Annotated in this window: 8 protein-coding genes; 4 read left to right on the top strand and 4 right to left on the bottom strand. The window is 40.9% G+C overall.

What is annotated here, in order from left to right; translation table 11 throughout:
* Nucleotides 1-321 precede the first annotated feature (321 nt).
* Nucleotides 322-1,233 (bottom strand): citrulline utilization hydrolase CtlX, encoded by a 912-nt coding sequence (ctlX, locus tag ACFGVR_RS20980; protein ID WP_448699495.1) that lies wholly within the window; start codon nt 1,231-1,233, stop codon nt 322-324.
* A 105-nt stretch (nt 1,234-1,338) separates the two neighbouring features.
* Here ctlX and ACFGVR_RS20975 point away from each other — a divergent pair, with 105 nt between their 5' ends.
* Nucleotides 1,339-2,142: a class I SAM-dependent methyltransferase gene (locus ACFGVR_RS20975; protein WP_448699494.1), complete on the top strand. Its 804-nt coding sequence runs from the start codon at nt 1,339-1,341 to the stop codon at nt 2,140-2,142.
* A gap of 66 nt (nt 2,143-2,208) precedes the next feature.
* Here the strand turns inward: ACFGVR_RS20975 and ACFGVR_RS20970 are convergent, their stop codons facing one another.
* Complete coding sequence (locus ACFGVR_RS20970; protein ID WP_448699493.1) at nt 2,209-3,666, bottom strand: arginine deiminase family protein; 1,458 nt, start codon at nt 3,664-3,666, stop codon at nt 2,209-2,211.
* A gap of 176 nt (nt 3,667-3,842) precedes the next feature.
* On the opposite strand from ACFGVR_RS20970, the gene argS reads away from it, so the two are divergent.
* Nucleotides 3,843-5,612 carry an arginine--tRNA ligase gene (gene argS, locus ACFGVR_RS20965; protein ID WP_448699492.1) on the top strand — a complete coding sequence of 590 codons (1,770 nt, stop codon included), beginning with the start codon at nt 3,843-3,845 and terminating at the stop codon, nt 5,610-5,612.
* 163 nt (nt 5,613-5,775) lie between these two features.
* Here the strand turns inward: argS and ACFGVR_RS20960 are convergent, their stop codons facing one another.
* Both ACFGVR_RS20960 and ACFGVR_RS20955 read right to left on the bottom strand, forming a co-directional pair.
* Nucleotides 5,776-6,066 (bottom strand): hypothetical protein, encoded by a 291-nt coding sequence (locus ACFGVR_RS20960; protein WP_448699491.1) that lies wholly within the window; start codon nt 6,064-6,066, stop codon nt 5,776-5,778.
* Nucleotides 6,067-6,135: 69 nt separating this feature from the next.
* Nucleotides 6,136-7,026 carry a 3-hydroxyacyl-CoA dehydrogenase family protein gene (locus tag ACFGVR_RS20955; protein ID WP_448699490.1) on the bottom strand — a complete coding sequence of 297 codons (891 nt, stop codon included), beginning with the start codon at nt 7,024-7,026 and terminating at the stop codon, nt 6,136-6,138.
* Nucleotides 7,027-7,291: 265 nt separating this feature from the next.
* Here ACFGVR_RS20955 and ACFGVR_RS20950 point away from each other — a divergent pair, with 265 nt between their 5' ends.
* Complete coding sequence (locus tag ACFGVR_RS20950) at nt 7,292-10,324, top strand: SusC/RagA family TonB-linked outer membrane protein (protein ID WP_448699489.1); 3,033 nt, start codon at nt 7,292-7,294, stop codon at nt 10,322-10,324.
* A gap of 13 nt (nt 10,325-10,337) precedes the next feature.
* On the top strand, nt 10,338-11,780 hold the full coding sequence (locus ACFGVR_RS20945) for a RagB/SusD family nutrient uptake outer membrane protein (RefSeq protein WP_448699488.1): 1,443 nt from the start codon (nt 10,338-10,340) through the stop codon (nt 11,778-11,780).
* Nucleotides 11,781-11,936: the final 156 nt, after the last annotated feature.

Raw genomic sequence — 11,936 nt, 5'->3', positions numbered from 1 at the left:
TGATAAATCAATTCTGCGAGTAAATTGTTTGCCGATGGGGAATTCTTAATCGTCTGTGTGTCTATTATTAGTATACGTGTTTTGAGTGTAGTTTTAATATAGATCCGCCTGGCTCACCACGTCCATTATCATAATCTATCTCAAATATTTTTTCATTTTTATGTGAAGTTTTATGGGTTTGCTGGCATAAGGCTATTTGCGAACAAAAGACAATGACTACGATCAATAAATTTTTCATAAACACGGATTTGGTTATATGATTAGATGCGATCAGAGCTAAATTCAACAAACATGGTCTATTGACTACTTTCCGTTCACCACTCACCCAACCAAAGGCAACCTCACCTCCGCAATCATACACCTTGCACTGCCACCGCCATTGGTCTCGATGGTGTTCAGGTCAGCATAAACCAATTTGCAATACTTTTCCAGATGGGTTATCTGTTGTGTTGTTAACGAATGATATGCACTGGCGGACATCACCAGTAAATGCTCGCCTTTATCATTTTCCAGTTCCAGCATATTGCCGGCAAAGGCATTCATTTGTTCCAATGTTATTTCAATAATTTCTTTGCCGGTGATGGTGAAGGAGTCTATCAGCAATGTCCGTTCTTCTTCGTCTGTAATCGAATCAAGGCAGATCACTACAAATTTTTCGCCCATGCACATTAGCACATTGGTGTGGTATATGGCTTTACCTTTGCCATCTACCGCGTGAAATTCTACGGCCCGGTAACCGCTTTCCTCACAAAATTCTGCTAAAACTTCCGGGTCGGTGCGAGGCGATAAGCAGGCATAAGCTATCTTGTTTTCGCGATCAAGCACCATGCTGCCTGTGCCTTCTAAGAACTGCTTTTTGCTTTCAAAATAACTCAGATCTTCAATCTGATCAATATTGAAATTATCTTCCAACTCTCTTACAATATCTTCGCGTCGCTCCAGCCGCCTGTTTTCAGCCTGCATGGGGTATAAAAACACCTGGCCGTTTTCATGAAATGATACCCAGTTGTTCGGGAATATCGAGTCGGGGGTATGCGGCTCCGGCGTATCATCGATCACTATCACACTAATACCGTTATCCTGTAAGGCAGCAACCAATGCATCAAATTCGTGCAATGCCTTTTGCTGCACATTTTGCTGGTCAATGCCCTGCTGCTGAAAAGCATTACTGCCTGCGGTTTGCTCGTTAAAGCCAAACCGAACAGGACGGATCATTAATACGGTCGATCTCATAGATTTTATCAGTAATAATGGGTTGAATTTACAACAAGTACTTATCAAAATAGTGTATGATGATTTTTTTGTTCATTTTTAAAGCAATTAAAACTATTAGATTAAATGAGACGCCTTTTTCCTGATGATTCCTGGAAACCAAGCTGGAAATACAGCTACCCGTACGATCTGATGGAGATCTATGGCGAAACCACAGAAAACCCGGGCTATGTGTATGCCTACCGTATGCGCCGCGATAGTACCATTGGCCTCATCAAAAGCATCGCCAAAAAAGGCGATCATGTTTTAGATGTAGCCGCATCGCAGGGAAATTTTACCCTTACACTGGCCGAACTGGGGTACAATGTAACCTGGAACGATATTCGTGAAGACCTGGCAGAATATGTTGAAATGAAACGCGAAACCGGCAATATCACTTATAGGCCCGGTAATGCTTTTGATTTAAAGTTCGACCGGCTTTTTGATGTGGTGCTCGCTACTGAGATCATAGAGCATGTGGCTCACCCCGACGAGTTTTTAGCCAAACTGGCAACCTTGGTTAAACCTGGTGGTTATGTGGTTATTTCAACACCTTTGGGCTCATACTTTAAAAATCACCTGCCAAAATTCAGTGACGTGGAAGATGCGTCTGTTTTCGAATCAAAACAATTTGGCCCTCATTCCGAAGATCATATCTTTTTGCTGCACGTGGATGAGATGGGCGTGCTGGCAAAAAAGGCAAATCTGCAACTTGTGGACATGAAATATAATACCAACTTTTTTACCGGTGGCTACAGCAAGTTAAGGGCAATGCTTAGATGGATGCCCAGGGTAATGGTAATGGCAATGGAGCAATTTACGCAACTGTTGCCCGCTGCAATCGGCAAACGCATCCACACCAATTTTGCCGTGCTTTTAAAAAAAGTGTAATTGACCATGGTCCATAGTTGATAGACCATAGTTTCGCAATGCAATTCTTCCATGGTTTATGGACTATCAGCCATGCACCTTCTCTCTAAAAAGCGGCATACTCATACAATGGAAACCACCCCGCGCACGGGATAATTCTGATGATGGCATGAGTATAAGGGTGTCCTGCATATCATGTGGTTGTAGTTGGTTATTTTCAAATTTATCCAACAAGTCGCAAACCTTTATGGTTTTAAAACCGCTTTGTAAAAACGCGTCAACGGTTTTATCGTTACGATCGTAGCCCAAAACAACGCCTTCTTTTAATGCCAGCAGGTTACAGCTGTCTGTCCATTGCTCGCGTGCATCGTACGGAAACTTGTTATTGCCAGAATAAATAAACCGGGTTGGTTCGGTACTTTTTAAATCATTCTGACTAATATCATCCAGCAATTCCTCCAAACTGGCAAACAGCCTCGGTTCATCAATGCGACCTTTTTTAAACTGAACAATTTCGGGTTTGTCTTTGGCCTTGCGATCGGCAAAATAGGCTATCGGGTCGCTGTCTTTAATGGGCCTTTCGGCGATGGATAACGAACCCAGTAATACCCAAACGTTACGTTTAACCTGTGTAAAAATAGTGTCGATGTGCATAAAATCGCGCTTATGCGGAATTTTGACTACAGTAACTTTATCTACCACATTATTTTCAAATAATAATTTAATGGCCGCGTTGGCACCAATGGTAGATGTACGTTCGCTGCAACCTATCAGCACATGGTTTGGGCTTACCACCATTACATCGCCACCTTCAAGCGTGGTTTTCTCGCCGCTGTCTTCACCGGGGCGTAAAAAGCTTTGCATACTTTCGGGTATCTCCAAAATTTTATCACGGTAAGCAGCAAACATCGGGTGGTTAAATAAAATATAACGCATTAGCAAAGTTTCGCGGGCGCGAGCCTGTTTTGCCGGCTTATTGATCAGCACATGGCTATTAATGGCAATGCCGATATCCCTTGAAAATATAAAGTTAGGGATAGGGGCAAAGATCATTTTCTCCATGCCATCCATCGAGCCCGATATCAGGATCTTGGCCAGTTCAACCGGTGGTGTGTCTGTTAGTATTTGCTGCAGGCCGTAGGTGCAGTTCTCAATAGCACAAACCGCAGCGGTGAGCTTTTCGCGGATGCCTTTTTCCTGCAAAATATCCGATAATAGCGATTGTATCTCTATCACTTTTGTGGATGCGTGGAAGGCCGCGTTATCCGGTTTAAAAAATGCCCGGTTACTTTCGCCTGCTTCTATCTGCGCAAGCTTACCCTTAATTTTATTCGGGTCTAAAAAGTACATCAGTACCTTTATATAATGGTCGTACTCGTTTTTTCGTACGGTATCCAGGTGTACAATGTCCTCAAAAAGCCAGTCTTGCGCTTTTGAAGGTACAACTTTGCCCAGACCGCTATCGGGGCTGTGGATCAGTAAACAACGCAGGTCGCCAATTTCCGATCCAACGCCAATCTTAAAATCTTCTCTTGTTAAGGTCATAAAACATGGTAGTAAACAAAGCTATTTATTAATTTCGGATTTCGAATTAACTTCGCTGAGCACTTCGCGGTTTTCGATTTCGGATTTACTTTATCTGGTCATTTTGAATTAGGTGTTTTGTTCTGCCTTAAGTTTAAAACTTTCCTGACTTCCGACTAAATGATTAATTTTGGCGAATGGATTTTATCGTTAATGCAACCCTCAAGGCAGTTAAGACCTTATACAATACAGATATTACCGCTTCTGATATAACACTACAACAAACCCGTAAAGAGTTTGAGGGCCAGGTTACTATCGTTACTTTTCCTTTTGTGAAGTTTTCGCGCAAATCGCCCGAGCAAACGGGTACCGAGATAGGGGAGTATTTGTTAAACGAGCTTGCCGATGTATCCGCATTCAACGTTATTAAAGGTTTTTTAAATATCAGCGTTACCGATGCTTACTGGATTAGCCGTTTATATAATGACATAGCGAAAACTGATTTTGGCGTTTATCCTGCTAAAGGCGAAAAGGTAATGGTTGAGTATTCATCGCCAAACACCAATAAACCGCTCCATTTGGGCCATATCCGTAACAACCTGTTAGGTTACTCCGTTGCCGAAATATTAAAGGCAAATGGTTATGATGTAGTGAAGGCCAACCTGGTTAACGATCGCGGTATCCATATCTGTAAATCCATGCTGGCCTGGCAATTGTTCGGCAATGGCGAAACACCGGAATCGAGCGGTTCAAAAGGCGACCACCTTGTAGGAAAGTACTATGTAGTTTTTGATAAGGAATACAAAAAGCAGATTGACGAGTTAAAAGCACAGGGCCAAACCGAGGACGAAGCCAAAAAGAATGCGCCTCTAATTATACAAGCCCAGCAAATGCTCGAGCAGTGGGAGGCAGGCAATGCCGAAGTGATCAACCTGTGGAAAACCATGAATGGCTGGGTGTATGCCGGCTTTGCCGAAACCTATAAAAAGTTAGGTGTCGATTTTGATCAGTATTACTATGAGTCGGATACCTATTTATTAGGTAAGGACATTATAGACGAAGGGCTGGCTAAAGGCGTTTTCTTTAAAAAGGAAGACGGTTCTGTTTGGATAGACCTTACCGCTGAGGGCCTCGACCAAAAGTTGGTGCTGCGCGCCAACGGAACTTCGGTTTATATCACCCAGGATGTGGGTACCGCACAGTTAAAGTATGATGAGTACCGCATGGATAAATCCATTTATGTGGTAGGGAACGAACAGGATTATCACTTTAAGGTATTGTTCCTCATCCTGCAAAAGTTAGGCAAAAGCTGGGCTAAAGGCTTGTTCCATTTGTCTTATGGTATGGTCGATCTGCCATCGGGCAAAATGAAAAGCCGTGAAGGAACGGTTGTGGACGCCGATGACCTGATGGATGAGATGGAACAAACTGCCAAAACGCATACCGAAGCTTTGGGCAAGGTAAACGATTTTGGCGATGAAGAGAAAACACAGCTATACCACACTATAGGCATGGGTGCGTTAAAGTTCTTCCTGCTTAAGGTAGAACCTAAAAAACGTTTGCTGTTTGATCCTGCCGAGTCTATCGATTTCCAGGGTCATACCGGTCCGTTTATTCAGTATACGCACGCCCGTATCCGTTCGGTATTAAACAAAGCTAATTATTCTACAAGCAGCGATGTTTATAACCAGCCGCTCGAAACAGCCGAAATGGACCTGATACTGGCCTTAAACCAATATCCAGAAGCCATTATGCAGGCCGCCCGCGATTATAGCCCGGCTATTATTGCTAATTACGTATACGATCTGGCTAAAACTTACAATCGCTTTTACCAGGATAGCCCTATATTGAAAGATGAGGTAGCTATGGATGTCCGCCAACTAAGGCTTACGCTATCGGCAGCATCGGCAAACATTATTAAAAGGAGTATGGCTTTGCTGGGTATCGATGTCCCCGAAAGGATGTAGTTTAATTGTGCTAATGAATTAATATGCACATGTGCAATTGAAATATTGTTATACAACAAATAATTTTACTGAAGCATTTATAAAAATAAAGAAGCGCCTATTACAGGCGCTTCTTTATTTATGTGGTAGTTGAAATAACTACCCACTATTCAGGATTTACCATTTATTGCCAGTGGCCGCGTACCCAGGTGTAACCACCGCGGGTTTCGTTCCAGTGACCTTCAACCCAAACGCGGTTGTTTGGGCGTTCCCAATGTCCGTGTACGCGTTCGTAATGATCACCCCTTCGTTCCCACTCTCCGGATATCCAAACCGCGTTGGGATAAGGAGCTGCCGGTCTTTCGTACACCACCTCTGCAGGACGTTCGCGTACAACAAATTCACTTTCGCCACAGCCGGCAAGCATACTTGCCGAGGCGGCTATAACAATACAGAATTTCGAAATCGTTTTCATCGGTATATAAATTAGTGTATAGATATGACAGATGAAAATTCGAAAAGTTTGAAAATCGAGACCCGCGGGCTATTTACGAAACTTGGCAGCAACTATCAGGTCTTTACCGCCCAGGCTATAATCATAAAACCCGCTACCTGTTTTAACACCATTATTACCCGCCGTTACCATGTTAACCAATAACGGGCATGGCGCATATTTGGGATTACCAAAGCCATTGTACAGTACATTTAATATAGCCAGGCAAACATCCAGCCCAATAAAATCGGCCAACTGTAACGGACCCATAGGGTGGGCCATACCTAATTTCATTACCGTATCAATTTCTTTAACACCAGCTACGCCTTCATACAAAGTGTAAATAGCTTCATTGATCATCGGCATTAAAATACGGTTAGCTACAAAACCAGGATAATCATTCACCTCAACAGGTATCTTATCCAATTGTTGTGTTAATTGCATTATGGTTTGTGTAACGCTATCGGTAGTAGCATAACCTCGTATTACCTCCACCAATTTCATTACAGGTACAGGGTTCATAAAATGCATACCGATAACTTTTGCGGGCCGGGCCGTTGCCGATGCTATTTTGGTAATGGATATTGACGATGTGTTTGTAGCCAAAATAGTGCCTTTTGCGCAAAGCTCATCAAGCTGTTTAAATATCTTTAATTTCAGATCGATATTTTCAGTAGCTGCCTCAATAACCAGGTCGGCATTTTGAACAGCGACTGCCGTATCAGTATAAGTAGTTATATTGTTTAAGGTTGCGGTTTTGGTTTGTTCGTCAATAACTCCTTTTGATAATTGCCTGTCCAGGTTTTTTTCAATATTGCTTAATCCTTTGGCCAACGCGTCGGGACTGATATCAACCATGTTAACTTTAAAACCATGCTGAGCAAAGCTATGTGCAATGCCGTTGCCCATAGTGCCCGAACCTATAACCGTGATGTTTTTCATAATTAAGTTTTATGACCGTAAATATAGGAAGCGCCCTGCAAATTCTCTGCTTTTGTTAAATTACTGAAAGACAAATTAGAATTTTGTAATTATAGCCTATAACCAAATATTATATTACCATATATGGTGGGTGATTCTGTCATGAATTTGTCATTATCTATATAATTTTCAATTTGGCGAGCTCTTTTTAGAAGTATTTGTAAAAAATATAATACAATAATGTTAATTTGCCATTCAATTTCTATTTACCCTTAATTTATAAAACATGAAGAAAAATTTACTCTCTCTTCTGCTTTTAAGTTTATTTGCGCTCGGCAGCGCATTTGCTCAAAGTAGAAAAATCACGGGTACAGTAACAGGGGATGACGGTATGTCAATACCTGGCGTATCTGTAAAAGTTCAAGGCAGCAGCCTTGGTACTCAAACCAATGCATTAGGTGAATATTCTATCACCGTCCCGCAAAATGCAAAATCTCTAGTCTTTAGTTATATCGGTTTTGCTACTAAATTAGTTGCTATCAATGGTGCAACCATTAATGTTAAACTTACGATGGATGCGCGGGCTCTTGTCGAAGTAGTGGTTACTGATACTTATGGTGTACAGAATAAAAAATCGTACACGGGTGCTACTGCTACCGTAAGTGGTGCTGATAACGAGAATAAACCGTTCTCTACATTCCAGCAAGCATTACAAGGTGAATTTGCCGGTGTTGCAGTTACATCAAACAGTGGTCAGCCTGGTGCAAACGTACAAATCCGTATCAGGGGTTTAGGCTCTACAGCATTAAACTCCAACCCACTTTACGTAATTGATGGTATGATCGTTAACTCAGGTGATTTGTCAAGATCTGCATCAACAGCCAATGCTTTGGCAGGTATTAACGATAATGATATCGAAAGTTTTACCGTATTAAAGGATGCTGCCGCTACCGCTATTTACGGTTCACGTGGCGCCAATGGCGTAATTGTTATTACTACTAAAAAAGGAAAGGGCGGAAAAACTCAGGTTCGTTTTGATGCAGAGTTTGGGATAAGTAACAATACAAATATTCCTGATGCAGGTAAACCACTTAGTCCGGAGCAGTATAAAGCTGCATTTATTGAAGCATTAACCAATAATGGCGGATATAGTGCGTCTCAAATAGCCGGCCTGGTAACAAGCTATAATATGGATGGCGCAGGTAATGATTGGTACCCGTTGGTTACGCATCGCGGTCAGCAACAGCAATTTAACGTTTCCCTAAGTGGCGGTGATGAAAAGACCAAAATATTTTCATCGGTAGGGTATTTTAAACAAGATGCAACAGTACTTAAATCCAACTTACGCAGAATTACCGGTTTAATTAATATTGACCATAACATCAATAAGGAATTTTCCACATCAACCGGTATCAATGTTTCTAACATTCAACAAAATACACCTTTGCAAGGAAGTGCATATTTTAGCAGCGCTATAGCATCGGCATATTTTCTACTCCCATTCCAGATGGCCTATAATGCTGATGGTTCGATCAATTCGAGCACAACAGGCAACGCTAACTTCCCAACTTCGGGTAACTCCAATCCATTGTATATAGCCGCTAATGACGTTCGTTTGCTTGGTGAAACAAGAGTTTTGGGTAATCAGACCATTAAGTGGAATATTTGGGACCAATTGAAGTACACTGGTTATGCAAGTGTTGATTTTCAGAGTCTGGAAGAAACTACTTTCCTGAATCCTACCATGGGTGATGCTAAGTCATTGAATGGTAGCGGAACGAGTAACTATACACGCTTTTTTAACTGGTTAGTTAGAAATCAGCTTGATTATCGTTATAACATTCCATCAACAGAAGATTTCTATATAGACGCTTCAATTGGTTATGAGGCGCAAAGATCTACTAACTATTATAATACGGCTTATGCAACAAATTATCCTGCTACTCAGCCATTACTAACTGCAGTTGGTGTCGCTTCAGCTCCCGCAACAGCATCAGAACTATTTTCAAATTATACATTTGCTGCTTTTTATTCCAGGGCAGTTATTAACTACAAAAACAAATACTCTCTTAGTGGCTCTTACCGGAATGAAGGTTCATCACGTTTCGGTACTAACAACATCTATGGTAGTTTTTATTCAATAGGTGGGGCATGGAGTATTGATCAGGAATCGTTCTTTACCAAACAACACCTGATAACTACTGCAAAGTTAAGAGCATCATATGGTAAAACAGGTAACGCGAATGGCTTGGCCAATTACGCTTGGCGGCCTACAGCTGGGTACGGTTCGAATTATAATCTAAGTAATGGTCAAAACTTTAATACCATTGGTAACATTGATTTGACCTGGGAATCTTCGAAAAAAACAGACATCGGTCTTGACATAGCCTTCTTTAAAGACAGGTTAGGATTAAGTTTTGATTACTATCATAACAGCATTGATGGTTTAATACAAACGGTAAACCTTTCACGAACAACCGGTTTTTCAACACAAAGTCAAAATATTGGCGCAATGTTAAATAAAGGAGTTGAGCTTAGTATAACCGGCGTACCTGTAAGAACTAAAGATTTTACCTGGAAATTAAACTTTAATGTGGCCCATAATGCCAATACTATGACCAGACTGGCTAACCCTGATGCTGTAAATGGTAGCTATTGGCTAGCACAAGGTATGGACTACTATACTTACTATACACGTTTATACGCAGGCGCTGATCCTGCTAATGGTAATGCTTTATGGTATACTGATGCAACAAAAACAGCTACAACAACTACCTATACTGCTGCAGCAAGAGTGCCATACGCTCAAGCCGATCCAAAGGTTACCGGCGGTTTAGGAAGTTCATTCACCTATAAAGGATTCACCTTATCTGCCGATGCTTATGGTAGTTTTGGTAATCGTATAAGCGACAGCTGGTCACTTTATCTACAAGATGGTGCACAGTTAGTAACAGGTAATAAATATCAATATAGCTGGCTTAACAGGTGGACCACGCCAGGACAAGTTACGGATGTTCCTAAGCTGGTTTACGGTGGTGGTAGCTCTGCAAGCTCGTCAAGTTTTTCAACACGATTTTTATATTATGGCGATTTCATTCGTTTAAAGAATGTGTCTTTGGGATATGATTTTAAAAACATCGGTATCTTAAAGAAAATTGGTATCTCAAAATTGTATGTATACGGAAGAGCTACGAACTTATATGTAAAAACTTACGATAATCGCCTGCCATTTGATCCGGAAGTGCCTGTGACTGGTTTCTCTACGTTAGATATACCTCCTGTTAGAACATTTACAATGGGTATAAATGTTGGATTATAAAAAATATAAAAACATGAAAAAGCAAAAATTAATATATATACTAATTGCGGCTGCGTCTATAACGGCCTCCTGCAAAAAAAGCTTCCTTGATGAGGTGCCGCCAAGTGCAGTAACAGTTACCCAAGCTATTAAAACCGAAAACGATTTGGCTGACGCTGTTAACGGGATGTATAATTCAATGAAAGCAACTACCTTATTTGGCAGGGATATTCCTGTGTTAGGCGATTTATTAGCAGACAATACCTACGTTAATTTTACGAATTCCGGCAGGTATTTATCTGAAAATAACTATACATTTATTGCATCTTCGGCAGAAGCGAGCAATATTTGGACACAAGGTTATTATTCAATACTACAGGCAAACCGCATTATTTACGAAGGTCGGAAATTGCCGGCAAGCAATAATGTAAATCAATTGCTGGGTGAGGCTTACGCAGTACGTGGATTGATATATTTAGAATTGGTTAACTTTTATTCAACACCTTATACCATTAACCCAAATGCGCCGGGCGTTCCGTTGATTACCGTTCCCGAATATATTACCGGTGCTAATATTCAACCATCCCGAGGAACCGTTACGGCAGTTTATAGTAAAATTATAAGTGACTTAGATAGTGCTTATGCTATTATGCCTACCGCATCTACTCCATTGCATGCAACAAATTCAGACTTTATTGCTAAATATGCTGCCAAGGCCATTGAATCAAGAGCGTATTTGTATAAAGGCGATTATGCTAGTGCCCGCGATGCAGCGCTCCTGGTAGTTCAAAACGGCGGTTATACATTAGCTCAAACTTCAAGTGCCTTTACTGCATATTGGGCAAGCGCTACAGCAACTACACTCAAGCTTGAAACTATTTTTGAATTGAATCAAAATGCTTCGAGTAATTTAGGCAATACTGGTTTAGATGCTATGTATTCTCAGGCAGGATATGGCGATATACAGGCTACTACTAACCTTTACGATTCGTATAGTACTACAGACTTCCGAAAATCATTAATGATAAATGGCACCAGGGGTGGTGCACAAGCTTATATCATTAATAAGTATTCTAATTATTCTAATACAGATAAGGACGAAGTAAAGATCATACGTTATGCAGAAGTTATTTTAACGCTTGCTGAGGCTTATGCAAATCTTAGCGATAATACTAACGCGCAACTATATTTAAATCAGGTAGCAAAACTGCGTGATCCGGCGTTTATTGGTTACAGTTCAACAGGCGCACAATTAATAACTGATATTTTAAATGAAAGGCGCAAGGAACTTGCCTTTGAAGGATTACGGTTCTTTGATTTTACAAGGTTAAATCTTCCAATCACGCGCCCTGCGCAAGGTCATGCTTATGCATCGTATCCTAATGTTTCGACAACCGATTTCAGAAGGCTTCAACCCATCCCGCAAGGAGAAATTGATGCCAACAAAAACATGGTGCAAAATCCAAGCTATCCATGATATGAGATTGATATAACAATAAAAAGGCCCTGGTTTTCGGGGCCTTTTTATTTACAAACCCGAGGTAGTAATAATTGATAAATTAAAACTACTTCAATTTATTATGTTTTTAATATATTTAAGTAAACATAACTAATAATCGCACGTTCGGTAAGC

The organism is Mucilaginibacter aureus, assembly GCF_053514885.1.
The sequence above is the reverse complement of the archived record's forward strand: the minus strand, read 5'-3'. Positions and strand labels throughout refer to the sequence as shown.

What these genes read in the sequence shown, in the direction of transcription:
- ACFGVR_RS20960 (WP_448699491.1), bottom strand. Translation starts at nt 6,066, where the DNA reads ATGAAAACGATTTCGAAATTCTGTATTGTTATAGCCGCCTCGGCAAGT.
- ACFGVR_RS20970 (WP_448699493.1), bottom strand. Translation starts at nt 3,666, where the DNA reads ATGACCTTAACAAGAGAAGATTTTAAGATTGGCGTTGGATCGGAAATT.
- ACFGVR_RS20950 (WP_448699489.1), top strand. Translation starts at nt 7,292, where the DNA reads ATGAAGAAAAATTTACTCTCTCTTCTGCTTTTAAGTTTATTTGCGCTC.
- ACFGVR_RS20945 (WP_448699488.1), top strand. Translation starts at nt 10,338, where the DNA reads ATGAAAAAGCAAAAATTAATATATATACTAATTGCGGCTGCGTCTATA.
- argS (WP_448699492.1), top strand. Translation starts at nt 3,843, where the DNA reads ATGGATTTTATCGTTAATGCAACCCTCAAGGCAGTTAAGACCTTATAC.
- ctlX (WP_448699495.1), bottom strand. Translation starts at nt 1,233, where the DNA reads ATGAGATCGACCGTATTAATGATCCGTCCTGTTCGGTTTGGCTTTAAC.
- ACFGVR_RS20975 (WP_448699494.1), top strand. Translation starts at nt 1,339, where the DNA reads ATGAGACGCCTTTTTCCTGATGATTCCTGGAAACCAAGCTGGAAATAC.
- ACFGVR_RS20955 (WP_448699490.1), bottom strand. Translation starts at nt 7,026, where the DNA reads ATGAAAAACATCACGGTTATAGGTTCGGGCACTATGGGCAACGGCATT.